Source organism: Kribbella amoyensis, assembly GCF_007828865.1.
In the GTDB taxonomy this organism is placed as follows: domain Bacteria; phylum Actinomycetota; class Actinomycetes; order Propionibacteriales; family Kribbellaceae; genus Kribbella; species Kribbella amoyensis.
The window spans coordinates 3,043,787-3,069,997 of the sequence record NZ_VIVK01000001.1 but is presented as its reverse complement, the minus strand read 5'-3'; the positions used below and the strand labels follow the sequence as shown (position 1 = coordinate 3,069,997).

Below are 26,211 nucleotides of genomic sequence, written 5' to 3'. Positions count from 1 at the left end.
ACGCTGGGTTCGGCGCTCGGCCGCGGTCAGGGTTGACCGTATGGCTGATGAGAACAAGATGCCCCTGTTCACCGAACAGGCACGGTTGCAGTTGCTGCGACGGCGGGTCGTGGTGCTGGACGGGCAGCTGACCGACGACAACGGGACGCTGCTCGCCACCCAGATCATGACGCTCGCGGCCGAAGACCCCGACACCGACGTGGCGCTGTGGATCCACTCGATCGGCGGCTCCGTTCCGTCCATGCTGGCCATCCGCGACGTGATGCGGCTGGTCCCGTGCGACGTGGCGACCGTCGCGCTCGGGCTCGCCTGCAGCGCCGGCCAGTTCCTGTTGTCCGCGGGCACGCCCGGCAAGCGGTACGCCCTGCCGCACGCCCGGGTCCTGATGCACCAGGGGTCCGCGGGGATCGGCGGGTCCGCGGTCGAGATCGAGATCCAGGCGAACGACCTGCGGCACATCCGCGACACCGTGCTCGGGCTGACCGCGGCCGACACCGGTCAGCCGGTCGAGACCGTGCACGAGGACTCGCGGCACGACCACTGGTACACCGCGCGGGAGGCGCTCGAATACGGGTTCATCGATCATGTCGTGGACTCGTTCGACCAGGTGATGCCGGTCCAGTACCGCGGTCAGGAAGCGGAGGCGACCCGATGAGCAGCTACACGATCCCCAACGTCATCACCCAGCACCCGCGCGGCGAGCGGATCATGGACGTCTACTCGCACCTGTTGTCCGAGCGCATCATCTACCTCGGTACCGCCATCGACGCCGGCGTCGCGAACGCGCTGATCGCGCAGTTGCTGCACCTGGAGGCGGAGGATCCGGAGAAGGAGATCAACCTCTACATCAACTGCGAGGGCGGCGACATGACCGCGATGCTCGCGATCTACGACACCCTGCAGTTCATCCGGTCCCCCATCGCGACGTTCTGCGTGGGCCAGGCGATCGCGGCAGGCGCGGTGTTGCTCGCGGCCGGTGAGCCGGGGCGTCGCGCGATCCTGCCGCACGCCCGGGTGGTCCTGCACCAGCCCGCGGCGCGTAGTCAGGGGACGATCCCGGACCTGATCCTGCAGGCAGACGAGGTGGTCCGGGTTCGGAGTCAGGTGGAGTCGATCTTGTCCGCGCACACCGGGCAGACGATCGAGAAGCTGCGGCACGACACGGACCGCGATCACGTCCTGACGGCGGTGTCGGCGCAGGAGTACGGGCTGGTGGACGAGGTGATCCGGCACCGCTTCACGCCGGAGCTCCTGCGGGCTTCGGCTTCTGCTTGACCTGGTGTCAGTGCGGCCAGCCGCTGCGGACCGGGCGGTCGCTGGCGAGGGTGCCGGCGAAGTCGACCAGGGCGAGGGCGGCCGCGAGGGACAGGGCCACGACCAGGACCGACGGGAGTTCCAGCAGCGCGAAGATCACGACCGACACGACAGCCACGACGAACAAGGCCGCCGACAGCACCAGCCGCAGGTGGTGGCCGGGTTGACGTTCGAAAGGACCAGGGATGGTCATCGTGATCACGCTCGATTCGTACGGCGCCGGCGGTGAGGCAGGCGGGACCTGGGAAGCGGATCTCAGGTACCCGCCTGACCGGGGGTTGAATCGCCGACGTCCGGTATCCGCTCGCCCCATCACCCTTTAAGGTCGCTGCGTGACAGTGCCTGAGGCGAATCCGCGACCGGACCACGAGATCGAGCGCGTCCTGGCCGTGGTCGCGCATCCCGACGACATCGACTTCGGCGGCGCCGGGACGGTCGCGGCCTGGACGAAGGCCGGGATCGAGGTGCACTACTGCATCGTCACGGACGGTCAGGCCGGCGGGTTCGAGCCGGACCGGGACCGCGCCGAGATGCCGGCCGTCCGCCGGGCCGAGCAGACCGAGGCGGCCGGGCACGTCGGCGTCGACCACCTGCATTTCCTCGGCTACGTGGACGGGACCGTCGAGCCGACCCAGGACCTGGTCCGCGACATCGTCCGGGTGATCCGGCAGGTCCGGCCGCAGCGGTTGCTCAGCCAGTCGCCGGACCGGTTCTGGTCCCGCCTGCGGGTCTCGCACCCCGACCACCTGGCCGCTGGTGAGGCGACGGTGCGCGCCTTCTACCCGGCGGCGGGGAACCCGTTCGCCTTCCCCGAGCTGACCGAGGACGCCTGGGACATCGGCGAACTGTGGATGATGGAACACCCCGAACCGAACCACTACGTCGACATCACCGAGACCTTCGACCAGAAGATCGCGGCCGTCCTCTCCCACACGTCCCAGCACCCCGATCCCGAGGCGCTGCCGCGGATGATCGCTGGCTGGACTCAGCAGAACGCCGAGAAGGCGGGGTTCCCGGCTGGCCATCGCGCCGAGCCGTTCACGGTCATCCGGCTCTGATATCGGTTTGCGGAGAGGTGTCGCCTCGGTCAGGCTCCTCACCATGACGATCAGACATTGGGTAGCGGGCAACGGCCCCGCAGTACTGCTGGTACACGCCGGGGTCGCGGACTCGCGCATGTGGGCTCGCCAGGTCGCAGACCTCCAGGTGGACCACCAGGTGATCACCGTCGACCTGCGCGGGTACGGCGAAACGCCGCTCGAGGTGGGCGCGGAGTACTCGGATGCGGGTGATCTGTTGGAGTTGCTCGACTCGCTGGGGCTCGACCAGGTGGCCGTGGTCGGCGCGTCGTACGGGGGTCACGTGGTCCTTCAGGCGGCGAGCCGGAGTCCCGAGCGGTTCAGCCGAGTCGTCCTGCTCGCGCCTCCGGTGGACGGGGTGGAGCCGACCGAGGACATCCGTGCCTTCTGGTCCGCGGAGAACGAACTGTTCGAGACCGGTGATGTGGTGGGCGCGACCGCGTTGAACGTGCGGACCTGGCTCGGCCCGGAAGTCGACGACGAGGCTCGCGAGCTCCTGCGCGTCATGCAGCAACGCGCCTTCGAACTCCAACTGGCCGCAGGCGACGTGGACAACGAGGAGTACCCGGTCGACCCGTCCGTGATCACGATGCCGGTCAAGCTTTTCGTAGGAGCGCACGACTTCCGCTTCTTCGTGGATGGCGCGGCCGCCCTGGCCGAGGCGCTTCCCGACGTCGACCATGTGGTACTCCCCTGGGCCGGCCACCTCCCCACCCTCGAACGCCCCACCGAAGGCGTCACCCTCATCCGCCAAGCCCTCACCATCTGACGGGTTCGCGGTGAGCAACTCGGCGTACCACCCGATCGGCGGCGGCACCGACCTCGCGGAAGCCCTGGAAACGGTCGAGCGGCTCCTGGACTACGCGGGCGGCCGCCAGTACGTCGAGGTCGAACTCGTGGTCCGCACGGACTCGCGAGCCGCCCTGCGCTTCCTCGATCCAGCCGCGCCGGGTATCAGATCTGTGGAACTACACACAACCCGTCCGGCGATCGACGACCTGGCTCCCCACATCCCCAACGACCACCGCCGCACCCCCGACGGCCTCGGCGTAGACGACGGAAACGACGGGATTTGGCTCGCTCTCTCGCCAACAGACACTGCGGCCCTGGCGACTTTGGCCCAACTCCCTGCAGTACCAGCGGAGGTCACCGTCGATGAGGTACCCCTGGCCTCGTTCGACCCAACCGAAATCCCGCAGGTGGGCAGCAAAGAAGCCGCCATGGTCGAGTGGACCCTCGAACGCTGGCCCGCAGTCCCCTCCCTCGACCTGGTCCCAGACGCCAAACACGCCGCCATAGCCCTCTCCATCAACAGCACCGGCCTCTGGAACCTGACCCCCGCACCCCCGCGGTACAACCTCTACATCGTCACCCGAGCCTCCCCAACCCACACCCCCCACGCCACCCTCGCCGCCCAAGCCGTCAACCGCCAGGTAACCGGCCCACCCGAGGGCTACTGAGGCTGACCAAGCAACTGCTGCAACCGCGCCTCGACAGCACCTGAACCCGCCAACCCAGCCTCAGGAAGATCGGCAACTTCCCTGGGACTGGCCGGAATCTCCCTCGGCCGCGCATCGACATCCCCGGAATACATCACCCGAAAGCTCCTCCCTGACAACGCCGAAACCCGCCCGAAGTCCGCCCGGAACCTCGTCGAACCCCCGCCCCGAGAAATACCCGAGAACCAACCCCCGCCGACCAACGCGCGCCGCAATACCAACCCCAAACCCCACCCAAAAGCGGAACCGCGAAGAGCGCACCCTCATCCACGCTCCTGATCGTTCCAGTACCAGTTGAGCTGCTCGCAGGGTACCGGCTCATCTGTCCGCGAACCTCCTGAACAGATCACGGTCGCGCCAAGTGTCGGAGAAAGAATCCCAGATCGCCTCGGACAGTCGGATATGGCTGACGTCACCTCGGGGGCTCGTGAGTCTGTTCCCCACCGCCTCCTGAACCGCCTCCCAACGCAGCACATGCATCAGGAACGAAAGAAGCTCAACAACACCATCCTGGGGAGATTCGAGCAGCGCAATCAAGCGCCCCTCGGCCTGACCTCTCAACCCAGGATTCGCTTGCAGGATTGAGGGCGCACGCTCCAACCCCGGCTCGCGCGCCTCCACACCACAGGTCTCGTGAGCAGTAACCAGAACCTCCCGCACGACCCGCCCAAACTCTGCAACCGGCTCCGTAACTGAACCGTCCTGCCTCGAACCATCCGGAGCAAACCGCCTGACGCCGTTCACCCAACCCCACCATCCTCATCCAGTCGTACGAGATCCCCCTCAGGCCCGCCGTTCGCCAGGATGTCTTCCAGCACCTCACAGATGCTGTCGATTCCGGCCTCTCTCACCAGCAGAAGGTCGGGGCAGTGGAAGTATCTGCCGCTCAAGCACTCTCCGCTGACCTCCCATCGCTTCCAGATGGCCTCCAAGTCAGCCAAGGTGAGAACGGTCGCACTCCATCGCGACCCATCCGCCAGAGTCAGAAACAAATCCAGATTCGACGCCTCGTCCACCTCACCAGGCGCGATCATGAAGACGGCTCTGGCATCACCGATATCTCTCTGGATCAACGGTTCATCACCCATTCAATTATTCAAAAAGCTCAAACTGACAGATCTTGCCGCGCCTTGACATACGAGTTGGCCGGGAGGAGTTCAGACATCTTCCTGAAGAAGGACATCCCAGCCGATTTGATAGCCGTCAGGAAATCTACAGCCGAGACATTCGCCGTCTTCAATTCTTTGCCAACCTCTGCGGCCACCTCGACGCGAGACCCGGTGGCCCGAAAGGACAGCCTGATCGGCTGATCCGGGAAGTACGTCTCCGCGTATCCTGACGACTGCACCTCTTTCACCATCTCTGCGACATAGCACCAGAGCTGGTCAACATAGTCCCACTCGTCGACGCCGATGATCTCCAATCCGTCGAAGGAGAGCCGAACAGCGCCTTCGATGTAGTCAGGATCGGGTGGCGGCGTGCGGCAGTCTTCCACCGGCACGAACCCACCGTCCGCACCCTTCAGGAACGTCTCGATCTCAATCACGTCTTACCCCCTCGATGCCCGCACTCCGACGGCTGGACGACATCCACATACGAGTCCGCACCTACTTACACGATCGGGACAGCCCGCCTGGAGAAAGTCGCGCGCCACGGAAACAGACCAAACGTCCCCCGCCTCTGGTAATTCGACGTCTCCAGGCTCGGCCGCCACGACGTGGACGATTGCACCGGATCCCGCCGCGGCGAATCGACGTGGGCATCTCGCTCGCGATCCCGGATTCTGTCCAGAAGAATCCCTTCAGAAGTTGCTGATCTCTGAAGATCGTTGAAGTCTATGCGTGCCTCAAAGTCCCCGAACTCTTCGATCAATACAGCAGGAACAACTCCAAAGTCCTCGATCGTCAGTCTGCGAATCTGGAGGCTGAACTCCAAGCGTCGCCAGTCGTCGTCCCCTTTGAGGAAAGCGATCTCGATCAGCGCTAAGTCGCGGCGCGACCTCCCCTTGCGAACGTCGTCAACGTACTCATTGTCGAGCTTCTCTTCCCAGGCCTCAAGCCGAGCATCCAATCCGAGCCCTCGGACAGCCCCGGTCTGGAGAACTTCAACACAAAGATCGAGCGCACTCACCCGATTTTCTCCATGTCCATAGCCGAAAATTGATCTCCCCGGCGCGATCGGGACGCATCAGCAGCAGATGGCTCAGGCCAGACAAATCATCGGCAATCGGTTCCGACAACCAACCTTCCCCTGGTCTACTCTTCGATCAGGTAAGCAGTAAGGTGCTCCTTCTCGGCTGGGTAGTTCTCTCGCGCATCAACCAGCGTTCGTATGTTCTCGATCAGACGCTCCGAGCCCATCACCTTCGAGGCGTTCAGCAGCCTGTCGAAGTACGAGGAGCTGATGCACAGGTCGTCCTCGTAGATCCACGAGCAGATCGTGTCGAAGGCGAGCGCGAACTCACCGGCTACAACTAGTTCTCGTACGCTCTCGACGACCTCGGGATCGGTGAGCGGAGAGTCTGCCAACAGACTTTCGATTTCAGTTCTGTAGCGCATCGGCTCCACTCGTCTACCCACCCTTTGCCCTTACGCAAAACATAACGGTCATCATCAACGGGCGCCGCGAGAGCACTCTCCTCCACGATCCCAATTATGCGGTGGAAGGCGGCCACGGCGTACCCGGGATGTCGATCGCGAGGCTCGCGTGATCCGCCGGGCCCTTACCGTGGGCGGATGACGAGGCGGCAACTCGCAATACGTATCGCGCTCGGCGTGGCCCTGGCTGTTGTCGCGATCCTGCTGGGTGGTGTGCTCGGTGAGAACTGGCAGCGCGTACTCACGGCTCTCGGCGGGACGCTCGGCCTCGGCATCCTGGTCGTCGACTCGACCCTCACCCACCGCCGGCAACAGAAGCGCCGGCGCGAACTGACCGAAGAGGCCGAGGTGTACGAGAAGCACCGCCGCGGCCTCTGACGGCTCGCGGACGCAACGCAGCTACCTCACGTGCTTCGGTCCGCCAGGAATGCATCGAGTTGGGCGAGCAGTTCAGCCGAAGCAGCTGCGTCGAACTCATCGACCTTGGGAGAATGTTGCCAACTCTCGTCCAAACGGTGCGAGAGATAGGGCGAAGCCACGACAGCCGACCAGTGGAAGCTGGTCTGCACACCCAGGATGCGCGCGTGCACCCAGTCTCCGAAGCCCTCCAACAGCACGCCTTCCGTGGCGCTGTTGCATCCCTCCACGAAGGCCACATACGTGTTGTATCTCAGGTCAGGCAAGAACATCGTCGGCCTTGCGGCGAGATGCCTGAATAAATCCCTGAAGTCCATCAGCGCTACAACCCTTCTGGGAGTCGTCCGGGAAAGTCAACCGCGGAAGCACCGACTCCCAGCCCAGGTTCGCCCCACTTCCCAGCTGCACCACCAGTCATTCGTGGAAGTCAATCCAACCGCCATCAGCCCCGAACTGATGCCCACGAAGGAAAGCCGCGTACATATCGAACGAGCCATCCAAGCTGAACATCAAGGGCCGAAACCGCAAGTTGTCAATCAGGTCAAGTCTGTCCACGGTGCCCCCTGCTAGCGCTGGCCGACGAACGGGCCGAACCTGGAGGGTGTGTGGTGGTCGCCGTCGTCTTCGTGCCACGCCACCTTTGTTGCTTCACAAGGCCCTCGCCGCCGTTGATCAGGTAGGTGTTGCCCACCTTCCTTCGAGCCGGCGGCACCGCTTCTGCGTACTCTGTGCCGGCTCCGGCAGTCTCGATCTTCAGCGATTCGTAGCTCGGCTCCAAGCGCAGGTACTCGACGGAGACGAACAGGAGGTCGATCCTGCTCGGCCGCGGGCCCGAGTAGTCGACGCTTCTGAAGAGCACCAAGGAATAGCTCGCGGAGTACTGCCAAGTGGAAACCTCGTTCCCATGCTGCAATGAACATCAATCCCTACCTAGAGATTTCAGCTGCTTCAGCGCATTCTCACTCGTCAATCGATTCTCCCCATCCATCCCAGCCCTCCGACGAGGTTGGCCTCCGTGATCGTGGTACTAGATCGCGTCCTTGAGCACGGGCTAGTCGTTGACCGTCGGCTGTTGTGGTTGGTGCGTGCACAAAGAGGCGTCCGGGGCGGGGCAGGTGGGGAACGTGAAACGAGCCCCGGCCACTCGGCCGGGGCTCGTTTGGAGGAAGGGGGTCAGTCGGCGAGGGCGCCCATGGGGTCCCAGGCGGGGAGGACGATGGGGGCTTCTTCCAGGCGGGCTTGGAGGTCTGCGGGGAGGGCGGACTTGCGGACGGCGATTTCGAAGACGTGTTCGCCGTACCAGGAGTCGTTCATGGTCCAGAAGCCGTTGTCGGCCTTCTCGTCGCCCCAGCTGTTCTCGACTCGCCAGCGGCGCGGTTGGCCGTCGACCACGTCGACGCCGGTGAAGAGCATCGCGTGGGTCATCAGGGTTTCGTGGTGGAGCAGGCGCTCGGCCTTGTCCAGGGTGAACTCGGTGTCGTAGACGGCCTCGTAGTCGTACAGCTTCGCGTCCCAGAAGCCGAGGTCCGCGGACATCTGCTTGCCGACGTCGCAGCCGAACCAGACCGGCTCGCCGCCGACGATGGCGTCCTGGGTGAGCTGCTTCATCAGGTCGATCTCGACGTTCAGGTAGACCACCGGCGGGGCGTCGATCACGTTGCCCAGGTAGTCGACGGTGAACGTGCGGCCGGTCGGCGAGGATTCGCGCGGGTCGTGGACCAGGCAGACGTACTCGTCGACCGGGAGGGTGACGTACTCCGCGGCGAACTCGGCCGGCGTGGTCCAGCCGTCGCGGTGGAAGCCCTTGTCGCTGTCCTTCCACTGCCACAGGAACTTCTGCGGCGGGGTACCGAGGTGGATGCTCAGCACGCGGTGGATCGTGGTCAGCAGCTCACCCTTGCGGGCCCGGCGTGCTTCGACGCTGTCCAGGGCGCGCAGGTCACGGGCACCTTGGCGGAGCAGCTTGCGAAGGGTGTCGTTCATCTGCGCGGTCGCCGAGGAGCTCTCGGTCTCCGGCATCGCGGTCTTCGGCACCAGGCCGTGCTTGCGGACCAGCGCGACGAACATGTTCCACTGGCCGCCGTCGCCGATCGGGTCGGACAGCAGGTGCGCGACGGTCCGGTCGTCGACGTCGCGGTCCGCGGTCTCGGTGATCGCCTCGAGGAAGAAGTTGGCCCGCTCGAACTTGTCCCAGAACAGCAGGTAGTTCTGGGAGAACTCGAAGTCCTTCACGCCGAGCTTGTCCGCCGCACCGACCCGGAGCAGGTTGAGGCCGGCGAACAGCCAGCAGCGGCCGCTCTTCTTCTGGTTGGTGACCTTCCAGTCGTCCAGCAGGTTGGACACCGAATGGTCCATCGAGGTGACGACCTGACGGTCGACGGCGATCTTGGCGACCGGGGTCTCCGTGACGGCGTTCTGCATCACCCGGTACTGCGGGTTCGACGCGAACTCCTTCTCGAAGAGCGCGAGCTGTTCGGCAGTGAGATTCCGCTCCATAGGAGTCGACGGTATAACAGTCGCAAAGCGGCTCGCGCCCCTGTCGGGGTGGCGAATGTGTGACCTGTCCCGAACTCGCCACCGGCCGTCTCACCAGCCGGTACGCGGGTCAGCCCCAGAAGACCGCGATGCCCACGTTGAGCACGGTGAGACCGCCGATCGCCATCAGGATCCCTCGGCTCAGAACGCGCTTGCGGTTCACCAGCAGTAGCGCCGTGATCACCAGGACGACCAGGAGCTTCACCCCGATCTTGGTGTTGTCGACGGTGAAGTCGTCGTCCTTGATCCCGGAGGCCAGCCCGACCAGCAGGACGCCGGTGACCAGCTGGGTGAGCGCACCGTGCAGCATGCCCGAGTTCACGGCCGGGGCCTGGCCGCGGACCGCGATCAGGAAGCCGGCGAACAGGGACGCGAACCCGAGCAGGTGCAGGAACGTGAGCACGTTGTGCAGGAAGTCCATGCGCACACCCTATGGGTACGCGCCAACTCCCCAGGTAGTTGCTCCCGGCCCCTACGGGGGTCAGACCAGCCGGCGGTCGGTGGCCCAGCGGGTCAGCTCGTGCCGGTTGGACAGCTGGAGCTTGCGCAGGACCGAGGAGACGTGCGTCTCGACCGTCTTCACCGAGATGAACAGCTCGCGCGCCACCTCCTTGTACGCGTACCCGCGGGCGATCAGCCGGAGCACCTCGCGCTCCCGCTGGGACAGCCGGTCCAGGTCCTCGTCCACCGACGCGATGTCGATCGCGCCGGAGAACGCGTCCAGGACGAACCCGGCCAGCCGCGGCGAGAACACCGCGTCGCCGTCGGCCACCCGGCTGATCGCGTCGACCAGCTCGGTACCGCTGATGTTCTTGGTCACGTACCCGCGGGCGCCGGCCCGGATGACGCCGATCACGTCCTCGGCCGCGTCCGACACCGACAACGCGAGGAACTTCACCTCGGGGTGCCGCTGGTGGACCTGCTTCATCACCTCGGTGCCACCGCCGCCGGGCAGGTGGACGTCGAGCAGTACGACGTCCGGCTCGGTGGTCACGATCGCCTTCACCGCGGTGTCCACGTCGGATCCCTCGCCGACGATCTCCACCGCGGCGCCGATCTCGCTGCGCACGCCGGCCCGGAACATGTCGTGGTCGTCCACCACGACGACTCGCCTCTGCGTCATCTGTCCATCTCCAGTCGCACTTCGGTCCCTGACTCCGGGCTCGACCGCACCGTCGCGCGGCCGCCGTGCCGTTCCATCCTGCCCATCACACTGTGCCGCAGGCCGAGCCGGTCCTCCGGCACGCCGTCGGTGTCGAATCCCTTGCCACGGTCCCGGACGAACATCTCCGCCCGGTCGCCGTCCACCTCGACGAACACGTCGATCTTGTCCGCCCCGGAGTGCTTGGCCGCGTTCACCATCGACTCCCGGGCGGCCCGGACCATCGCCGACAGCGGCTCGGTCAGGTCACAGTCCCCGACCGTCACCACCTCGACCGGTACACCGTGCGAGTCCTCCACCTCGGCCGCGGCCCGCTTCGCCGCGCCGGACAGGGTCTGGTCCGCGTTGTCGTCCTCGTCGTACAACCAGGATCGCAGGTCACGCTCCTGGGACCGGGCCAGCCGGACCACGGCGCGCGGGTCGTTCGCCTGCTTCTGGATCAGCGCCAGCGTCTGCAGGACCGAGTCGTGCAGGTGCGCCGCCATGTCGGCGCGCTCCTGCGAACGGACCCGCTCGGAGCGCTCGGCGTTCAGGTCCCGGGTCAGGCGATGGACCCACGGGCCGGCGATCAGGCCGAGTCCGACGACGGCGAGCAGCAGGCCGATGAGGACGTCGCCGACCATCGACATCCGGTTGTTCTGGACCAGGAACACGGTCACCGCGGTGCCGATCAGGCCGAGCCCGATCAGGACCCGGATGATCGACTTGACGCCACCCTTGCCGAACAGCACGCCGAGCGTCGGTGCCTTGTTCGTCCAGGCGACCTTCTGGCTCTCGTCGGCCTGTCGCCAGATCAGCGCGAGGCCGGTCCCGGCGAACACCAGCGGCCAGAACATCTTCCCGGCGATCCCGAGACCGGCGAACTGAAGGACGAGCAGCAGCCCGACCCCGACCACGACGAGCGCAGTGACCTGGCCGCGGTTCTTCTCCCGGCGGCGGGCCTTGCTCTCGGTCATCGGCGGCGGCTGGTCGGTACGCAGGTTGTTCCGGGTCGCCGCGGCCAGTCCCGGCGCGACCGGCACCGTCGGCGCGGCCAGCGGCATCAGGAACCAGAGCGCGGCGTAGATCAGGACGCCGAACCCGCCGAACACGGTCGCGGCGATGAAGACCAGCCGGACGATGGTGTCGGACACCCCGAGGTGATCGGCGATCCCGCCGGCCACCCCCGCGACCACCCGCCCCTCGGCCCGCCGATAGGCCCGCCGCACCGGCGGCGCCTGCCCCGCCTGCCCGGGCGCACCGTACTGCCCGGGCCCGCTGTAGTGCCCCGGCCCGCCGTACTGACCCGGTCCGTTGTACTGCCCAGGTCCGCTGTACTGACCCGGTCCGCTGGGATGACCAGGCCCGCTGGGCTGCCCAGGTCCGCCGGGGACGTACCCGCCCGGCGCAGCGCCAGGGCGGCCCGGCCCGTGCGGCGGCGCGGGGGGAGCCCCGTGGGACGGGGTTCCGCCCGTGGGCGCGGCTGCGGCTGGGTTCGTCATCCCCACGATCGTCACACGCGGACAGGGCCGACACCAGCAGGCTTGTCCCCGGCCACCACCTCACCGGCGGGTCGGCGCGGTCAGGGTCGGCCCGGGGACAACCCCGATCCGGCGCCCCGCGGCGGCGGTACCGGCGTGGTGCCCCGGGGTCGACAAGGGGGAATCCCCGATGGTTTGTGCCGCGCCGACGGGACACCATCGATGACATGGAGCAGAACCAGCGCGGATTCGATCGCGACCAGTTGCGGGACGTGCAGAGCTGGCGCCGGAGCCGGTCCGACCGGATGGTGGCCGGCGTGTGCGGCGGGATCGGCCGTGCGCTGAACATCGACCCGGTGCTGGTCCGCGTGGTGATGGGCGTGCTCATCGTCAGCGGTCCGGGGCTGCTCTTCTACGCGGCCGCGTGGCTGCTGATGCCGGACGAGGGCAGCGACCGCTCCGCCGCCCAGGGCCTGCTCGGCGACCGGGTCCGCCCGGATCACCCGTGGCTGTGGCCGGGCGTGATCGGCGCCTGCGTGTTCCTGGCGATCGCGCTGATGTCGTCGTTCAACTTCGGCAAGCTGGTCCCCGGCCCGATCATCGTGCTCGGCCTGCTCTGGCTGTTCGTGTTCCGCCGCAAGGGCAAGGGGCCGAACTGGTCCCACGGAGGCCTGCACTGGACCGGCCGGAACGAGCAGCGCCCGCAGGACACCCCGCAGCAATGGACGCCCCCTGCCGCCGGCACGACTCCCACCGCGGCCGCGCAGAGCGCCGCGCCCCGTAGCGGCCCGTCAGCTCCCCTGGCGGGTCCGTCGTCCTCGGCCACACAGCGCCCCCAGGACCGCACCGTCGAACCGGTCCAGCCTGTGTGGACCGAGGACGACCCCCTCGGCCTGTACGTCGACGAGCCGCCCGCCGCACCGCCCACCGCCAAGCCGGCGGCGGCCAAGCCACCGGTCAAGGGGTACCGCGGGGTGAAGCCGGCGATCGTCGCGCTGACCGGACTCGCGCTCGGGATCGCCTGGCTGGCCCAGGCGTCGACAGCGATGATCCTGGCGATCGGCCTGGTCACCCTCGGCGCGGGCATGCTGATCGGCGGGTTCCTCGGCAAGACCCTCGGCCTGCTCCCGCTCGGCATCCTGCTCGCGGTCGGCGTGGCGGTGGCCACCGTCTTCCCGAAGATGCCGCGCGACTTCGAGGACACCAACTTCACCGCGCCCGCGACGCACCGGGTCACCGCGACCAACACGACGTACCAGTTCGACGCGGGCTCGGTGCAGCTCGACCTGACCCAGGCGACGTTCGACCCGGGCGCCAAGATCGCGATCAACGGCGGACTCGGCGAGGTCCGGATCAAACTGCCGGCGAACGTCGACGTCACCGGTACCGTGGCCGCGAACGCCGGTGAGGTGAACGGTTTCGGCCAGCACAAGGGCGGGCACGAGGCGACCATGGCCCTGTCCGACCTGGGCAAGGACGGCAAGCCGGGCCCGTCGGCGGTCGCCATCGACGTGGACATGGACCTCGGCAGCATCACAGTGGAGCGCGGATGAGGAAGACGAAAGCGGACGTCCCTGGCGTCATCGCCGGCACCGTCCTGACCGGCGCGGCCACCATCTGGATCCTCAACGACCAGGGGGTCGTGCAGACCGACGACCTGGGCCTCACCGGCGCGATCCTGCTGGTCGCCGCCGGCATCATCGGCCTCGGCGCCTCCCAACGCGGCTGACGCTCCTATTGGGTTGGACCGTTGTCCGGTCCATCTTCTAGGCTGCGGGCCATGTCCACGCCCGAGGCCGACAGAGCCTAGCCACCGGTCGTTCGGTGGCGTGCGTTTCTGCTCCGAATCACCGGTACCGGTGCTCGTGCCCCACGCCTGATCCGGCGTGTGCGGCTTCCTCCGGCGCGGCTGGGCCCCTCTCTGCGCTCCGCTGTGCCTCGGTGTGTGGAGATTCCTGTGCCTTTCGTGCTTTATCTGCTGGGGCTCGCCGTGTTCGCGCAGGCGACCTCGGAGTTCATGTTGTCCGGGCTCGGACCGGCCATCGCGGCCGACCTCGGCGTCTCGGTCCCGACAGCCGGCTGGCTGACCTCGGGGTTCGCGGTCGGGATGGTGATCGGCGCGCCCGTCCTGGCGTTGCTCGGCGATCGCTGGCCGAGGCGGCGGACCCTGCTCGTCACGTTGTCGGTCTTCCTCGTCGTCCACGTCGTCGGTGCGCTGACCGACAGCTTCGGCGTACTGCTCGCCACGCGGGTGGTGGCGGCGCTGGCCAACGCGGGATTCCTCGCCGTCGGCCTGGCGACCGCGACCAGCCTGGTGGCGGCCGATCTCAAGGGACGCGCCGCGACGATCCTGCTCGGCGGGACCACGCTGGCCTGCGTGGCCGGCGTTCCTGGTGGGGCGTTGCTGGGTCAGTACCTCGGTTGGCGGGCCGCGTTCTGGGCCGTCGCGCTGATCTCGCTGCCCGCCGTGATCGCCATCTTCGTGTCGGTCCCCGGCCGGACCACGGGACCGGCGGCGACCCGGCTGCGGTTCACCCCACGGCTCGGCGTACTGCTCCTGCTCGGTGCCCTGGTCAACGGGGCGACGTTCTGCTCGTTCACGTACCTCGCGCCCGTCTTCACCGACGTCGCCGGCCTGGCCGAGCGCTGGGTACCGTTGCTGCTGGCCCTTTTCGGGCTGGGCGCCTTCGCCGGGGTCCTGCTGGCCGGCCGGTACGCCGACCGCCGTCCACTGGCGTTGCTCGGGCCGGCCGGGATCGCGCTGCTGCTCGGCTGGACCACGTTCGCACTGACCGCCGCGGTACCGGCCACGGTCGCTCTCGTCTTCGTCCAGGGCACCCTGTCGTTCGCCGCCGGGTCGGCACTGATCACGCTCGCCCTGTACGCAGCAGCCGATTCGCCTGTCCTCGCGGGCGGCCTGGCCACGGCATCTCTCAACGTCGGAGCCGCCCTCGGACCCCTGCTCGGCGGCGTCACGATCACCGCCATCGGGTACGACGGACCCCTCTGGGCCAGCGCCGCCCTGGTCGGCGGAGCATTGGTGATCGCGGGGATCGCGATGACCGTTCAGCGCAGCCGGCGCTCGGCGCGGCGGGTGGTGTAGCGGCGCATCTTCTCGTTGAGGCCGCAGATCTCCATCGAGCACCAGCGGCGGCTGTTGTTCTTGGACTGGTCGAGGAACAACCACGGGCAGCCGGCGCAACGCTTGATGCGCCGGCGCTCGTCCCCGGTCAGCAGCTCGTACGCCGCATGCGCCACCGGCCACAACGGCGCGGCCAGCTCGGTGTACTCCCACCCCGGCCGCCCATCCTGGATGCGAGCCTGGCCGATCGCGTCGGTGACGAACGGCCGCAACTGCCGCCAGCCCTCGTCCGGCGGCACCCCGTCAACCAGCGCCCCGAAAGTCAGGTTGATTGCCGTACGCAACGATTCGGCCCGGCGTACGACGGTCGCGGCGCCGCGCCGGTTCGCTTCGGCGGAGCGGAGCAGCTCGCCACCCTCGGTGAGGACGCCGGTCCGTCGGGCCCAGACCAGCAGACCGCGATAGTCGGCCACGTGGTCGTGCCGGAGCGGACCGAGCGGGTCGTCCACCGTGTTCGCGAAGTCGAGCGCGAGGTCACCGGCGACGATCGGCAGCTCGCGGATGCCGTCCGGGAGGGCCGCAGCCTGCACTGTTTCCATCAAAACGCACTTTACCAGTTTGACAGCCCGGCGGCCCGGGCACCTGTTTCCAGCATGAGGCGCTTGACCGGAAACAGCTGGCTGTCGCTCACTGTCGTCTGCGTGGCTCAGTTCGTCGTCGTCCTCGACGCGACGATCGTCACCACCGCGCTGCCCGCGATCGGGCGGGACCTCGGGTTCGCGCCGGCCGCGCTGACCTGGGTGGTGACGGCGTACACGATCGTCCTGGCCGGCCTGCTGATCCTTGGTGGCCGGATCGCCGACCTGGCCGGCTCCCGGCGCTTGTTCCGGATCGGTCTGTTCGTTTTCACCACGGCATCGCTGGGCTGCGCGCTCGCCTGGTCGCCAGGTGCCTTGATCGGCGCCCGGTTGGTCCAGGGAGCCGGGGCTGCCCTGCTCTCCCCCGCTGCGCTCGCCGTCCTCACCGAGCTGATGCCGCCGCAGTCCCGGCGCAAGGCGCTCGGCTGGTGGACGGCGGCCGCCGCGGGTGGTGGCGCCAGCGGCTGGCTGCTCGGCGGCGTCGTCACCGAGCTGGCCGGCTGGCGTTGGGTCTTCGCCGTCAACGTGCCGATCGGCGTCGCCGGCTTGCTGGCCGCGTTCGCGGTGATGCCCGGCCGTGGCGCCGTACTGGCCCGACGCCCGCTTGACGTCCCCGGAGCCGCGGCGGCCACCACCGGCATCGCAGTACTCACGCTGGCTCTGGCCCAGCTGGCCGCAGCGCCGGCGCACTGGTCCGGATGGACCCTCCTGACAGCCTCGCTGATCGCGTTCACCTGGTTCGTCCGGGTCGAACGGCGGGCCGCCCGGCCCCTGATCCCTGGCCGGCTGATTCGTACACCGGGTGTCGTCGTGGGCAACGTGACCGCGGCTGCTCTGACCGGCTCCACCTCGCCCGCGACGATCACGGTCACCCTGTACGTCCAACAGACCCTGCACCTGTCTCCAGCGCGAGCGGCACTGCTCTATCCGGCGTTCAACCTCGCCGTCATCGGCGGATCCCTGCTGTCCGGGCGTGCGGCTGACGCGGTACGGCCGTTGTTGCTCGCCGGCTTCGGCGGGATCGTCGGTGGGATCGTCCTGCTGCTCGCGTTGCCCGCGGACGGCGTACCGGTGGCGCTGCTGCTGTCAGCGTTCGTGGCCATGGGCACCGGACTCGGGGTGGCGTCGGTGGCGTCCACGACCGCCGGGACGGCAGCGGTTCCCGAGGCCGACCGCGGGGTGGCCGCCGGGCTGCTCAACTCGACCGCACAGCTCGGTACCGCGCTCGGCCTGGCCGTCGCGACCCCGCTCGTCGCGTCGACCGCGCCGATGACGGGCTACCGCCTCGGCTTCGCGGTCGCGGGACTGGTCGCGCTGGCCGGGGCCGTCGGCGCCTGCTCCGGGCAGGTCAGGGCTCGGCTAGGCTTGTTGCCCGCTCGGTCAGCGACCGGGCAACCGGAGGGGTCCGAGTGAGCGGGCCCCGTCGTCAACGGGAGTTCCTGATGGTGCGCGGCACCGTGAAGTGGTTCAACGCGGACAAGGGCTACGGCTTCCTGACCGCCGACGGACAGGACGACGTCTTCGTCCACTGGTCCAAGATCGTGTCCGACGGCTACAAGACCCTGGAGGACGGCCAGCAGGTCGAGTTCGAGGTCGTCGACGGTCCGAAGGGCCGCGAGGCCGACGCCGTCCGCGCGCTCTGAGCTTCCCCGGCTCCGGCGGTGACCACACGGGTCGCCGCCGGACCCGGGAGACTTCTTTCCCGATCGGCACGCAGCGTCGGCACCCGGTAACCTGACGGGCACACCTTGGGAGGGGTCTGCCACGTGACCGAGCCGGTACCTGTGATCCGCAAACTCGAGCAGGCGTTGCTGGACGACGACTTCGCCTGGTCGCTGGTGCTGACCGGCGAGGACCAGACCGACAAGCTGGCCACACTGACCGGCGACCTGCGCGGACCGGTCTCCACCACCGGCGACGGCAAGCAGATCACCTCCGGCTTCTCCTACTGGGGGATCGGTCCGACGATCGCCTGGGCCAACGCGACCAACGACCCGTTCTACCTGGTGATGAAGGCCGGGACCGAGTCGTTCCTACGGCACTGGCGCAAGATGCGGCCGCACATCACCAAGGGCGGCTTCCACCTGGTCAGCCTCGGCATCGGGACCGGCGTCAAGGACCGGACGATCCTCGAGGACATGCTCCGCAGCAACCCGGACATGTACTACGTGCCGGTCGACATGAGCTCCGAGATGCTCCGGCTCGGCACGGGCGAGCCGGTCCGCACCGCCCGGTTCCCGCGGTCCCAGATGCTGCCGGTCCAGCTGGACTTCTCCATCGCCGACAACCTCGGCGAGCTCGGCCAGATGCTCGGCCGGCTGGTCGGCGAGGAGCCGCTGCTCTACACCCTGACCGGCAACACGCTGGCCAACTTCGACGACGACGAGGAACTGCTCCAGCTGATCACCGACGTGCTGCGCCCGCAGGACCGGCTGCTGCTGGAGGTGGCGAGCACGACGTCGCTGGACCAGGAGACCGCCGAGGCGGCCGCCGACGAGTACCACCAGACCCGGGCGTTCGCCGAGTTCGTCACCAGCACCCTGCGGTACAACACGGATCTGAAGATCGACAACGAGCGGGTCAAGTTCATCGGCGAGGTCGAGGACGAGGACGCGCTGCTGGTGAAGATCCTCTGGCAGAACGACACCGACGAGGAGATCCGGATGGGGCTGCCGGATCACACCGAGGTGGTGCTGCCGGTCGGCGACACGATCCGCCTGTACACGACCCGGAAGTACTCCTCGCAGCGGCTCGAGCGGCTCACCGGTGCGTGCAAGCTGGTCCCGGTCGAGGTGATCGAGTCCCAGTTCCGGCACACCCGCCGGCCGAGTCCGTTCGGCCTCGAACTGCTGCTGCTCAAGCCGGGCGCGCCCACCGCGGCGAGCGGCGGTTCCCTGGCCGACGACATCTGGTCGCAGTAGCCGGGGTGATCTGGTGACCGAGTCGGACACCGTGGTCCGGGACCGCGCGCTGGGGCGGACCCGCAAACGCGTCCTGGCCCGGTTGCGGGTGGTCGCCACCGCGGTCCGTGACTCCACCGGCAGCGCGACCTGGGCGGCGTACCGGCGGACCGTCGTCGCCACGATCAGCTACGGGTTGCTCGGCCTCGCGTTCGTGCTCGGCGTGATCTGGTTCTTCTGGCCGGAGAACTCCCGCTGGGAACCGGCGGTCAACTCGCTCACCCTGGTCGCCGGGCTCACGGGCATCTTCGTCGAACGCCACACCGCCGAGGCCGAACGCCGTACCGAGGTCCTCCGTGCGGTCGCCGACGAACTCCGGGAGAACGGCCGCCTCCTCGCCGACGAGCGGTTCTCCCCCGATCCGCCGGCCCACCGCCAGGTCTATCCCCGGCTGGTCGTCTCCGCCGTCGACCTCGCCCTGGTCTCCGGCGCCCTCGGCCGGCACCGCGACGCCGAGCTGGTCGGCCTGCTGCACCGCTGGCGGGACACGGTCCACCTGTTCAACCGACGGCTGGACCTGACCGAGATCAGTACCTTCTCCAGCACCATCACCGAGGCCGAGCTGGCCGGGTTCCACCGCGCGCTGAACCGCGAGAACAGCTACTTCACCACCACCCGCAAAATGCTCGACGACCTCCTCGGCCACCTCCCCGCGGAGTACTGAGGCCGCCGTCGGTCAGGGGTGAATGACCGTGACGCCCGCTGGAGTACCGGCCGTCAGCGCGTCCAGGGCGGCCGGGACCTCGTCGAGGGTGATCGTCCGGGTGATCAGCTCGGCCGGGCGCAACGTGCCGTCCGCGACCAGGTCGAGCATCTCCGGGTACGCGTGCGCGGCCATCCCGTGACTCCCGAGCCACTCCAGCTCCTGCCCGATCAGCCGCGACACGTCGAGCTGAACCCCGGACGGCAGCAACCCGACCTGCAGATGCCGCCCGCGCGGCCGCAAGGAGAGCAACGCCTGCTGGACCACGGAATTCGCCCCGAGCGCGTCCATCGTCACGTCCGCCCCGCCGTTGGTCAGGTCCTTGATCGCGGCCACCACGTCGGTACCCGCCTGCACCGTGTCGGTCGCGCCGTACGCCCTGGCCAGCGCGAGCGCCTCCGGATTGGTGTCAACGGCAACAACCCGGGCGCCGAGTGCGGCCGCGATCATGACGGCGGAGAGCCCGACGCCACCACACCCGAAGATCACCACGTTCTCGTCCGCCTGGACCCGGCCGACCTGGCGGATCGCCCGGAAGGACGTGGCGAACCTGCAGCCGAGCCCGGCCGCGGTGTCGAACGACAACCCGTCCGGCAACCGGATCAGGTTCACCTCGGCGAACGGCAACGCGACGTACTCCGCGAAGGAACCCCAGTAGTTGAACCCGGGCTGCAACTGGTCGGGACAGACCTGGTGATTCCCCGCCCGGCACTGCTCGCACGTCCCACAGGCACAGATGAACGGGGTCGTCACCCGCTCGCCGATCTCCCAACCGGTGACACCCTCCCCGACCGCCGCGATCGTCCCCGCCAGCTCATGCCCAGGAACATGCGGCAGCACGATGTCCGAGTCGTGCCCCTGCCACCCATGCCAATCACTCCGGCACAACCCGGTCGCCTCGACCCGCACCAGAACCCCACCAGCCGCAACCCGCGGTACCGCCACCTCCCGAACCGAAGGCAGCACCCCGAACCCCTCAACCACCACAGCACGCATCCCCGCATGGTAAAGCCACCGACCACCACCGCAACCAGCTCGGCAAACTCCCGTCCGAGCCCGCCCCTGACGGCCAACCCGACCACTGGCAAGCTGCGCGAACCCCTGGCAAGCCACCCGAACCCCGGCGAGCCACCCGACCACTGGCGGGCTATCCGACCGGTGGCGGGCTGTCCGACCGGTGGCGGGCTGTCCGACCGCTGGCGGGCTGTGCTGGCGTCTGGCGTGCTGCAACGCGTCAGGCGTGACGTACGGCGCTAGCCGGCGCGAGTCTCACGGACAGCGCGGGGTGCTACTCATGGTCAGGACCGCGGTCGCCCACCCGGGACCGCGGACACCTTGCCGGGACCACGGGCCGGCCAGTCGGGACTGTGGACATGTTGTGGCTTGTCCGCAGTCCCCAGGTCCTGTTCAAGGTGGCCGCGCCGGCTCAGCGCCAGCTTGTGCGGCGGAGGTACGGGGCGGGGCGGGCTGGGTTTGGTCAGCCGCCTGCGACGGCCGGGATGATGGAGACCTGGCCGCCGTCCTTGATGGCGGTCTGCAGGCCTTCGGCGAAGCGGACGTCGTCGTTGTCGACGTAGACGTTGACGAAGCGGCGCAGCTCGCCCGAGTCGTCCAGGACGCGGCCCTTGATGCCGGGGTACGACGTGTCGAGGGACTCCAGCACCTCGCTCAGGGTCGTACCTTCGACGGAGACCTCGGACGCACCCTGGGTGTAGGGGCGCAGGATGGTCGGGACCCGGACGCTGACGCTCACTGCAGACCTGCTTCCACGAAGGCGTCGTACGACGCGGGGATGGTCACCTTGGGGCCGACCCGGTCGGCCACGGCGTCGAGCGTCTTGAGCCCGTCGCCGGAGTTGATGATCACCGTCTCGGCCTCGGGGTCGAGCTGGCCGGTCGCGACCAGCTTCTTCAGCGTCGCGACGGTCACCCCGCCCGCGGTCTCGGTGAAGATGCCCTCGGTCCGGGCCAGCAACTGGATGCCCTCGACAACTTCCTCGTCGGTGACGTCGGCGATCACGCCACCGGTCCGGCGGGCGACGTCGAGGACGTACGGGCCGTCGGCGGGGTTGCCGATCGCCAGCGACTTGGCGATGGTGTCGGGGCGGACCGGCTTGACCACGTCGTGCCCGTCCCGGAACGCCTGCGCCACCGGGGAGCAGCCGGTCGCCTGGGCGCCGTACACCTTGTAGTCGGTCGCGTCGACGAGACCCAGCTTGCCGAGCTCGGTGAAGCCCTTGTCGATCTTGGTCAGCTGGGAGCCGGACGCGACCGGGACGACGATCTGCTGCGGCAGCCGCCAGCCGAGCTGCTCGGCGATCTCGAAGGCGAGCGTCTTGGAGCCCTCGGAGTAGTACGGCCGGACGTTGACGTTGACGAACGCCCAGCCCTCCTCCTCGCCGGCGATCTCGGAGGCGAGCTTGTTCACGTCGTCGTAGTTGCCGTCGACGGCGACCAGCGTGCCGCCGTACACCGCGGTGGTGATGACCTTGGGCCGCTCCAGGTCCTTCGGGATGAAGACGACCGAGCGGATCCCGGCCCGCGCGGCGGCCGCGGCGACGGCGTTGGCCAGGTTGCCGGTGGAGGGGCAGGCGAAGACCTTCATGCCGAGCTCGCGGGTGGCGCTCAGGGCGGAGGCGACGACCCGGTCCTTGAACGAGTGCGTCGGGTTGCCCGAGTCGTCCTTCACCCAGAGCTTCTTCAGCCCGAGCTCGCGGGCCAGGTTGCCGGCGTCGACGAGCCGGGTGTAGCCGGGTTCGGTGTTCGGGAAGCTGGCCACGTCGGTGGGGACGGGCAGCAGCGGCTGGTAGCGCCAGATGTTCTTGGGTCCGGCCTCGATCTGTTCGCGCGTGATCGCCGGGAACTCGTACCCGACCTCGAGCGGACCGAAGCACTCCATACAGGCGTAGAACGGACCGAGCGGCGACTTCGCCCCACAGGCGCGGCAGCTCAGGTGCGTACCGTTGCCGAAGGCACCTTCGCGGATGGTGTGGGTGGACCCGGTGGCGGTCAGGCTCATGTGAGAGGTTCCCTCCCTCATCTTCCCCGGTCGCCGGATCTCGGCGCGGGACGGATTTGGCACCGGTCCCTCGCGAGCGTCTCGGGAGAGACCTCCACGGGGAGGGTTGCCGGGACGTCAACGGGCCGTTTCCCTCAGTCCCTCTGGATGAGCACTGCCGAGGTTACCGAATCGAGTCCAGATCTTGTCCCTCGATCCCAGGATTCGAGACGGCGATCTCAGCCCGCCGCCCGCTCCCGGCCGGCCCGCGAGCCGCCTGGGCGTCAGCCCGCCAGCCGGGCCCGGAAGGTCCGCCGGTACGCCGAGGGCGAGGTCCGCAGCGCCTTGCCGAAGTGGTGCCGGAACGTCACCGGGGTCGCGAACCCGGCCGCCAGCGCGATCTCCTCGACCGGCGCGTCGCCGGTCTCCAGCATCGCCAGCGCCGCCTGGATCCGCTGGGCGATCAGCCACTTGGCCGGGGTCGCCCCGGTCGCCCGGACGAAGTGCCGCAGGTACGTCCGGGGTGACAGCCCGGCCACCTCGGCCAGGTCGGGTACGCCGATCGGCTCGGCCAGGTGGTCCAGGGCCCAGGCGATGCTCCGGGCGACCGGGGCGTCGTCGGGCTTCGGCGGCATCGGGGCCTCGATGTACTGCGCCTGGCCGCCGGTCCGGTACGGCTGGATCACCAGGCGGCGGGCGACCGCGTTCGCGACGGCGGCGCCGAGATCCTGGCGGACCAGGTGCAGCGACAGGTCGAGCCCGGCCGCGCAGCCCGCACTCGTGAACACGCCACCGTCGTCGACGTAGAGCGGCTCGGGGTCCACGTCGATCGCGGGATAGCGGTCCCGCAACTGCTCGGCGTACCGCCAGTGGGTGGTCGCGCGGCGGCCGTCCAGGATCCCGGCCGCGGCGAGCGCGAACGCGCCCGAGCAGATCGACACCATCCGGGCGCCCCGCGCGTGAGCGCTGCGCAGGGCGGCCACCAGTTCGGGCGAGATCTCGGCCTGCGGATCGCGGACGCTCGGCACCACCACCGTGTCGGCCGCGGCGAAGTCGTCCAGCCCGTGCGGCGTACTGAGCGTGGCGCCGCCGATGACGCGGACCGGCTCCGGCGTCTCGGTGCAGACCTTGAGCTCGTACCAGGGCTGGTCGATGTCGGGCCAGGTGAGGCCGAACACCTCGATCACGATGCCGGCCTCGAACGCCGTCATCCCGTCGTAGGCGAGCACGGACACGGTGGATCGGGTCATGTCGAAATCTTAGCGGTAGGCGTCCTTCGCGCCACTTCTGCGCGGCGCGCCAGGCTCGGACGATAGAGGCATGTTCGAAAAACTGAAGGACTTCTTCGCCGGAATCCACGCAGCCTCCGCCATCCGGCACGGCGTCGAACCGCCGATCCGGGCCCGGACGCGCCGACCGCGGAAACGGCCGGTCGACGCACCGAAGCCGGTTCCGTTCAGTGCCCGCGTCGGCGCTCCAGCATCCGCATCAGTGGAGTCGCCGCGACCCCATGCACGACCACGCTCAGTACGACTGTGAAACCGACGGTCGCCCACAACCAGGGCAGGTCCTCCGCGAAATCCTTCCCGGCGTAGGCGAGGTAGAAGATCGAGCCGACACCCCGGATCCCGAAGGCCGCGGTGACCCAGCGCTCCGAGCGGCGCATCGAGGTGCGCTGGAGACTCAGCCAGGCGGTCAGCGGACGGAGTACGAGGATCAGGGTGGCCCCGATCGCGACGCCGGTCAGGTCGAGGGGTTCGAGCAGGCCGCCGGTCACCGCGACGCCGAGCAGCAGGAGGATTCCCCAGGTCAGGATGTGTTCGAGCTGTTCGAGGAAGCCGTGCAGCTCCTCGTGGAAGTCGTGGCTGCGCTCCTCGGCCCGCAACGTCAGGGCGGCCACGAAGACGGCCAGGAAACCGTAGCCGTGCAGGACCTCGGCCAGGCCGTAGACGCCGAGCGTCATCGCGAGGGCCAGAACCGGTTCGCGGGAGTCGGCCAGGCGGAAGCTGGGCAGCGGGGCCGAGAACGCCATCCGGCCCAGCAACCAGCCTGCGCCGGCCCCGATCGCGACCCCGATCACGGTCTTGCCGAGCAGATCCCAGGCGATCCACTCGAGGACCCAGTGACCCAGCGCGCCCTTGGTCGCGGCGAACACGGCCAGGTAGACCAGTGGGAACGCGAGCCCGTCGTTCAGGCCCGCCTCCGAGGTCAGCGCGAACCGGACCTCGTCGTCCTCCTCCGGCTCCACGTCCACACCGGTCGTCGGCCCCTGGACCTGGACGTCGGACGCAAGCACGGGATCGGTCGGAGCGAGTACCCCGGCCACCAGGAGCGCCACCGCCGGCGCCAGCCCGAGCAACCACCCGAGCCCGGCGACGGCCGCGACACAGGCCGGCATCGCGACGAACAACAGCCGCCACGTCACCTTCCAGCGCCGCCACCCGATCGGCCGGTCGATCGCCAGCCCGACACCCATCAGCGCTATCAGGATCGTCAGCTCGGCCAGGTGCTCGGTCAGCCTCGGCTCGGCGATCGGGCTCAGCTGCCCCCGATCCACGAAGAATCCGAGCAGCATCCCGACCCCGAGAAACGCGATCGGCGCCGAGACGGCATACCGCCGCAACAGCCGAGGCAGTACCGCCCCGAGCAACAGGGCGGCCCCGGCGACCAGGTACAGCCCGTCCCCGTCGATCCGCATGATGACAACCCGGTGCCCACTCCCCGTATCCCGACCCCTCCACGCGGAGTGACACCGACCACCCGGACCCGGTCAGCGGAGGCGGTGCGTGGCTCCGGGGGTGTGAGTGGGCAGGGACATGCGTGGGCCGTACCGGGGGTGGCCGATGCCGGCCAGCTCGAGCAGGCGTTGGACGCGGAAACGGTGGCCGCGGTACGGCTCGATCAGCTCGGCGGTGCCCTCGTCGTCGAGCTCCTCGCCGGTCAGCGCGTACGAGACGTTGCGGGACACGTGGTAGTCGGCGAAGGAGAACGCGTCCGCATCGCCGTGTGCGCGCTGACGGACCTCGGCCGCCGTCCACACCCCGACCCCGGGCAGGGACCGCAGCCGGCGCTCGATCTCGGCCGAGTCGGTCAGCTCCAGGGTCCGCTCCAGCGCCTTCGCCCGGGTCGCCGCGGTGATCACGACACGAGACCGCCGTCCTTCGACGCCCGCGCGGAGCCACTGCCACGACGGGATCAGCCGCCACTCCTCGGGCGACGGCGGGACCATCAACTGCCGCCCGTCCGGGGAACCAGGACCAGGCGCCGGCTCGCCGTACTCGCGGAGCAGCAGCCGCCACGCCCGGAACGCCTCCTTGCCGGTGACGACCTGCTCGATCCCGGCCGCGGCCATCGCCTCGAAGACCGCGCGCGTCCGCGGCACCCGGAAATGCGGGAACCGCCGGGCCGCGTCGACCAACGGCTGGTGCTCCGGCAACGGCTCGAACCCGTCCCAGCTGTCCGAGTCACCCAGCAGCTCGGGGACGCCGTCCAGCGCCCACCGCGCTCCCGGGCCCCACGCCTCGGCCTCGACCTCGGCGCCGGCCGCGTACGGCGCGAGGCGGAGCAGCACCGGGCCATCCGGGGTGCGGGTCGCCCGCCAAACCGTGCGGCGTACGGGGTCGACCACGTACGCCGGGTCGCCCGGTCCCTTGCGCAGTCCACCGATCACGGTGTGGGGATCCACGGGGCGCCCGGGCCGCCAGCGCCGTACCACCGAACTCACGACACCCATCCTGACGCACGCCGCCGACAACGTCGGCCGTGCGG

General features: G+C 68.7%; 31 protein-coding genes and 1 riboswitch. Of the genes, 13 read left to right on the top strand and 18 right to left on the bottom strand.

Features of this window, described 5'->3' with window-relative positions; genetic code table 11:
- The first annotated feature begins 40 nt into the window (after positions 1 to 40).
- Both FB561_RS14670 and FB561_RS14665 read left to right on the top strand, forming a co-directional pair.
- A complete protein-coding gene (locus tag FB561_RS14670) occupies positions 41 to 655 on the top strand; it encodes a ClpP family protease (RefSeq protein WP_145807025.1) in 615 nt (204 codons plus the stop codon).
- Positions 652 to 1,275, top strand: coding sequence for a ClpP family protease (locus tag FB561_RS14665; protein ID WP_145807023.1), 624 nt, complete (start codon positions 652 to 654; stop codon positions 1,273 to 1,275). Before FB561_RS14670 ends, FB561_RS14665 begins: the two co-directional genes overlap by 4 nt.
- A 7-nt stretch (positions 1,276 to 1,282) precedes the next feature.
- Here FB561_RS14665 and FB561_RS14660 read toward each other — a convergent pair whose 3' ends face one another.
- Positions 1,283 to 1,507: a hypothetical protein gene (locus FB561_RS14660; RefSeq protein WP_145807021.1), complete on the bottom strand. Its 225-nt coding sequence runs from the start codon at positions 1,505 to 1,507 to the stop codon at positions 1,283 to 1,285.
- A 139-nt stretch (positions 1,508 to 1,646) separates the two neighbouring features.
- Here FB561_RS14660 and FB561_RS14655 point away from each other — a divergent pair, with 139 nt between their 5' ends.
- The 3 genes from FB561_RS14655 to FB561_RS14645 are packed head-to-tail and all read left to right on the top strand — an operon-like array spanning position 1,647 to position 3,853.
- A complete protein-coding gene (locus FB561_RS14655; protein WP_238334817.1) occupies positions 1,647 to 2,372 on the top strand; it encodes a PIG-L deacetylase family protein in 726 nt (241 codons plus the stop codon).
- A gap of 43 nt (positions 2,373 to 2,415) precedes the next feature.
- On the top strand, positions 2,416 to 3,162 hold the full coding sequence (locus FB561_RS14650; protein ID WP_145807019.1) for an alpha/beta fold hydrolase: 747 nt from the start codon (positions 2,416 to 2,418) through the stop codon (positions 3,160 to 3,162).
- A gap of 10 nt (positions 3,163 to 3,172) precedes the next feature.
- Entirely contained in the window at positions 3,173 to 3,853 is a 681-nt protein-coding gene (locus tag FB561_RS14645) for a hypothetical protein (RefSeq protein WP_145807017.1), read from the top strand.
- A gap of 357 nt (positions 3,854 to 4,210) precedes the next feature.
- Here FB561_RS14645 and FB561_RS14640 read toward each other — a convergent pair whose 3' ends face one another.
- From FB561_RS14640 to FB561_RS14620, 5 genes are all read right to left on the bottom strand, one after another.
- Positions 4,211 to 4,636, bottom strand: a complete 426-nt coding sequence (locus tag FB561_RS14640) for a hypothetical protein (RefSeq protein ID WP_145807015.1) — start codon at positions 4,634 to 4,636, stop codon at positions 4,211 to 4,213.
- Entirely contained in the window at positions 4,633 to 4,980 is a 348-nt protein-coding gene (locus tag FB561_RS14635) for a hypothetical protein (protein WP_145807013.1), read from the bottom strand. Before FB561_RS14635 ends, FB561_RS14640 begins: the two co-directional genes overlap by 4 nt.
- A gap of 17 nt (positions 4,981 to 4,997) precedes the next feature.
- On the bottom strand, positions 4,998 to 5,438 hold the full coding sequence (locus FB561_RS14630; protein ID WP_145807011.1) for a hypothetical protein: 441 nt from the start codon (positions 5,436 to 5,438) through the stop codon (positions 4,998 to 5,000).
- 65 nt (positions 5,439 to 5,503) lie between these two features.
- Positions 5,504 to 6,022, bottom strand: a complete 519-nt coding sequence (locus FB561_RS14625) for a hypothetical protein (protein WP_145807009.1) — start codon at positions 6,020 to 6,022, stop codon at positions 5,504 to 5,506.
- Positions 6,023 to 6,147: 125 nt separating this feature from the next.
- Positions 6,148 to 6,450 (bottom strand): MafI family immunity protein, encoded by a 303-nt coding sequence (locus FB561_RS14620; RefSeq protein ID WP_238335169.1) that lies wholly within the window; start codon positions 6,448 to 6,450, stop codon positions 6,148 to 6,150.
- A gap of 177 nt (positions 6,451 to 6,627) precedes the next feature.
- Between FB561_RS14620 and FB561_RS14615 the strand changes: the two genes are divergently transcribed.
- Positions 6,628 to 6,867 (top strand): hypothetical protein, encoded by a 240-nt coding sequence (locus tag FB561_RS14615; RefSeq protein WP_145807005.1) that lies wholly within the window; start codon positions 6,628 to 6,630, stop codon positions 6,865 to 6,867.
- Positions 6,868 to 6,893: 26 nt separating this feature from the next.
- Here FB561_RS14615 and FB561_RS14610 read toward each other — a convergent pair whose 3' ends face one another.
- From FB561_RS14610 to FB561_RS14590, 5 genes are all read right to left on the bottom strand, one after another.
- Positions 6,894 to 7,223 carry a hypothetical protein gene (locus FB561_RS14610; protein WP_145807003.1) on the bottom strand — a complete coding sequence of 110 codons (330 nt, stop codon included), beginning with the start codon at positions 7,221 to 7,223 and terminating at the stop codon, positions 6,894 to 6,896.
- Between the two features lie 856 nt (positions 7,224 to 8,079).
- Positions 8,080 to 9,402, bottom strand: coding sequence for a C1 family peptidase (locus FB561_RS14605; protein WP_145807001.1), 1,323 nt, complete (start codon positions 9,400 to 9,402; stop codon positions 8,080 to 8,082).
- Positions 9,403 to 9,511: 109 nt separating this feature from the next.
- Complete coding sequence (locus tag FB561_RS14600; RefSeq protein ID WP_145806999.1) at positions 9,512 to 9,862, bottom strand: hypothetical protein; 351 nt, start codon at positions 9,860 to 9,862, stop codon at positions 9,512 to 9,514.
- A gap of 60 nt (positions 9,863 to 9,922) precedes the next feature.
- A complete protein-coding gene (locus tag FB561_RS14595) occupies positions 9,923 to 10,564 on the bottom strand; it encodes a response regulator (protein ID WP_145806997.1) in 642 nt (213 codons plus the stop codon).
- Positions 10,561 to 11,811: an ATP-binding protein gene (locus tag FB561_RS14590; RefSeq protein WP_238334816.1), complete on the bottom strand. Its 1,251-nt coding sequence runs from the start codon at positions 11,809 to 11,811 to the stop codon at positions 10,561 to 10,563. The genes FB561_RS14595 and FB561_RS14590 overlap by 4 nt, the downstream gene beginning before the upstream one ends.
- Positions 11,812 to 12,290: 479 nt before the next feature.
- Between FB561_RS14590 and FB561_RS14585 the strand changes: the two genes are divergently transcribed.
- From FB561_RS14585 to FB561_RS14575, 3 genes are all read left to right on the top strand, one after another.
- Positions 12,291 to 13,616: a PspC domain-containing protein gene (locus FB561_RS14585; protein WP_145806993.1), complete on the top strand. Its 1,326-nt coding sequence runs from the start codon at positions 12,291 to 12,293 to the stop codon at positions 13,614 to 13,616.
- Positions 13,613 to 13,792, top strand: coding sequence for a hypothetical protein (locus FB561_RS14580; protein WP_145806991.1), 180 nt, complete (start codon positions 13,613 to 13,615; stop codon positions 13,790 to 13,792). The genes FB561_RS14585 and FB561_RS14580 overlap by 4 nt, the downstream gene beginning before the upstream one ends.
- A gap of 228 nt (positions 13,793 to 14,020) precedes the next feature.
- Positions 14,021 to 15,166, top strand: coding sequence for a Cmx/CmrA family chloramphenicol efflux MFS transporter (locus FB561_RS14575; protein WP_145806989.1), 1,146 nt, complete (start codon positions 14,021 to 14,023; stop codon positions 15,164 to 15,166).
- Here FB561_RS14575 and FB561_RS14570 read toward each other — a convergent pair.
- Positions 15,130 to 15,744, bottom strand: coding sequence for a CGNR zinc finger domain-containing protein (locus FB561_RS14570; RefSeq protein ID WP_145806987.1), 615 nt, complete (start codon positions 15,742 to 15,744; stop codon positions 15,130 to 15,132). The genes FB561_RS14575 and FB561_RS14570 overlap by 37 nt on opposite strands.
- A gap of 63 nt (positions 15,745 to 15,807) precedes the next feature.
- On the opposite strand from FB561_RS14570, the gene FB561_RS14565 reads away from it, so the two are divergent.
- From FB561_RS14565 to FB561_RS14550, 4 genes are all read left to right on the top strand, one after another.
- On the top strand, positions 15,808 to 17,196 hold the full coding sequence (locus tag FB561_RS14565; RefSeq protein ID WP_170284674.1) for an MFS transporter: 1,389 nt from the start codon (positions 15,808 to 15,810) through the stop codon (positions 17,194 to 17,196).
- A gap of 29 nt (positions 17,197 to 17,225) precedes the next feature.
- On the top strand, positions 17,226 to 17,426 hold the full coding sequence (locus FB561_RS14560) for a cold-shock protein (RefSeq protein ID WP_145813035.1): 201 nt from the start codon (positions 17,226 to 17,228) through the stop codon (positions 17,424 to 17,426).
- A 123-nt stretch (positions 17,427 to 17,549) separates the two neighbouring features.
- Positions 17,550 to 18,704 carry an L-histidine N(alpha)-methyltransferase gene (locus FB561_RS14555; protein WP_145806983.1) on the top strand — a complete coding sequence of 385 codons (1,155 nt, stop codon included), beginning with the start codon at positions 17,550 to 17,552 and terminating at the stop codon, positions 18,702 to 18,704.
- Between the two features lie 13 nt (positions 18,705 to 18,717).
- Positions 18,718 to 19,407: a hypothetical protein gene (locus tag FB561_RS14550; protein WP_145806981.1), complete on the top strand. Its 690-nt coding sequence runs from the start codon at positions 18,718 to 18,720 to the stop codon at positions 19,405 to 19,407.
- A gap of 12 nt (positions 19,408 to 19,419) precedes the next feature.
- Here FB561_RS14550 and FB561_RS14545 read toward each other — a convergent pair whose 3' ends face one another.
- The 6 genes from FB561_RS14545 to FB561_RS14520 all read right to left on the bottom strand — a co-directional run bounded on the left by FB561_RS14545 (position 19,420) and on the right by FB561_RS14520 (position 26,176).
- Positions 19,420 to 20,442, bottom strand: a complete 1,023-nt coding sequence (locus FB561_RS14545) for a zinc-dependent alcohol dehydrogenase family protein (protein ID WP_145806979.1) — start codon at positions 20,440 to 20,442, stop codon at positions 19,420 to 19,422.
- A 481-nt stretch (positions 20,443 to 20,923) separates the two neighbouring features.
- On the bottom strand, positions 20,924 to 21,199 hold the full coding sequence (locus tag FB561_RS14540; RefSeq protein ID WP_145806977.1) for a ubiquitin-like small modifier protein 1: 276 nt from the start codon (positions 21,197 to 21,199) through the stop codon (positions 20,924 to 20,926).
- Positions 21,196 to 22,464, bottom strand: coding sequence for a threonine synthase (gene thrC / locus FB561_RS14535; protein ID WP_145806975.1), 1,269 nt, complete (start codon positions 22,462 to 22,464; stop codon positions 21,196 to 21,198). Before thrC ends, FB561_RS14540 begins: the two co-directional genes overlap by 4 nt.
- Positions 22,465 to 22,478: 14 nt before the next feature.
- A riboswitch (SAM riboswitch) is annotated at positions 22,479 to 22,618 on the bottom strand.
- 109 nt (positions 22,619 to 22,727) lie between these two features.
- Positions 22,728 to 23,693, bottom strand: coding sequence for a GlxA family transcriptional regulator (locus tag FB561_RS14530; protein ID WP_145806973.1), 966 nt, complete (start codon positions 23,691 to 23,693; stop codon positions 22,728 to 22,730).
- 206 nt (positions 23,694 to 23,899) lie between these two features.
- Complete coding sequence (locus FB561_RS14525) at positions 23,900 to 25,141, bottom strand: cation:proton antiporter (RefSeq protein WP_145806971.1); 1,242 nt, start codon at positions 25,139 to 25,141, stop codon at positions 23,900 to 23,902.
- 72 nt (positions 25,142 to 25,213) lie between these two features.
- Entirely contained in the window at positions 25,214 to 26,176 is a 963-nt protein-coding gene (locus FB561_RS14520) for a DNA-3-methyladenine glycosylase family protein (protein ID WP_145806969.1), read from the bottom strand.
- Positions 26,177 to 26,211 lie beyond the last annotated feature (35 nt).

Excerpts from the sequence above, each read along its gene's own strand:
- FB561_RS14670 (WP_145807025.1), top strand. The coding sequence starts at position 41 with ATGGCTGATGAGAACAAGATGCCCCTGTTCACCGAACAGGCACGGTTG.
- FB561_RS14665 (WP_145807023.1), top strand. The coding sequence starts at position 652 with ATGAGCAGCTACACGATCCCCAACGTCATCACCCAGCACCCGCGCGGC.
- FB561_RS14660 (WP_145807021.1), bottom strand. The coding sequence starts at position 1,507 with ATGACCATCCCTGGTCCTTTCGAACGTCAACCCGGCCACCACCTGCGG.
- FB561_RS14650 (WP_145807019.1), top strand. The coding sequence starts at position 2,416 with ATGACGATCAGACATTGGGTAGCGGGCAACGGCCCCGCAGTACTGCTG.
- FB561_RS14635 (WP_145807013.1), bottom strand. The coding sequence starts at position 4,980 with ATGGGTGATGAACCGTTGATCCAGAGAGATATCGGTGATGCCAGAGCC.
- FB561_RS14620 (WP_238335169.1), bottom strand. The coding sequence starts at position 6,450 with ATGCGCTACAGAACTGAAATCGAAAGTCTGTTGGCAGACTCTCCGCTC.
- FB561_RS14615 (WP_145807005.1), top strand. The coding sequence starts at position 6,628 with ATGACGAGGCGGCAACTCGCAATACGTATCGCGCTCGGCGTGGCCCTG.
- FB561_RS14610 (WP_145807003.1), bottom strand. The coding sequence starts at position 7,223 with ATGGACTTCAGGGATTTATTCAGGCATCTCGCCGCAAGGCCGACGATG.
- FB561_RS14605 (WP_145807001.1), bottom strand. The coding sequence starts at position 9,402 with ATGGAGCGGAATCTCACTGCCGAACAGCTCGCGCTCTTCGAGAAGGAG.
- FB561_RS14600 (WP_145806999.1), bottom strand. The coding sequence starts at position 9,862 with ATGGACTTCCTGCACAACGTGCTCACGTTCCTGCACCTGCTCGGGTTC.
- FB561_RS14595 (WP_145806997.1), bottom strand. The coding sequence starts at position 10,564 with ATGACGCAGAGGCGAGTCGTCGTGGTGGACGACCACGACATGTTCCGG.
- FB561_RS14585 (WP_145806993.1), top strand. The coding sequence starts at position 12,291 with ATGGAGCAGAACCAGCGCGGATTCGATCGCGACCAGTTGCGGGACGTG.
- FB561_RS14580 (WP_145806991.1), top strand. The coding sequence starts at position 13,613 with ATGAGGAAGACGAAAGCGGACGTCCCTGGCGTCATCGCCGGCACCGTC.
- FB561_RS14570 (WP_145806987.1), bottom strand. The coding sequence starts at position 15,744 with ATGGAAACAGTGCAGGCTGCGGCCCTCCCGGACGGCATCCGCGAGCTG.
- FB561_RS14560 (WP_145813035.1), top strand. The coding sequence starts at position 17,226 with ATGGTGCGCGGCACCGTGAAGTGGTTCAACGCGGACAAGGGCTACGGC.
- FB561_RS14545 (WP_145806979.1), bottom strand. The coding sequence starts at position 20,442 with ATGCGTGCTGTGGTGGTTGAGGGGTTCGGGGTGCTGCCTTCGGTTCGG.
- thrC (WP_145806975.1), bottom strand. The coding sequence starts at position 22,464 with ATGAGCCTGACCGCCACCGGGTCCACCCACACCATCCGCGAAGGTGCC.
- FB561_RS14530 (WP_145806973.1), bottom strand. The coding sequence starts at position 23,693 with ATGACCCGATCCACCGTGTCCGTGCTCGCCTACGACGGGATGACGGCG.
- FB561_RS14525 (WP_145806971.1), bottom strand. The coding sequence starts at position 25,141 with ATGCGGATCGACGGGGACGGGCTGTACCTGGTCGCCGGGGCCGCCCTG.
- FB561_RS14520 (WP_145806969.1), bottom strand. The coding sequence starts at position 26,176 with ATGGGTGTCGTGAGTTCGGTGGTACGGCGCTGGCGGCCCGGGCGCCCC.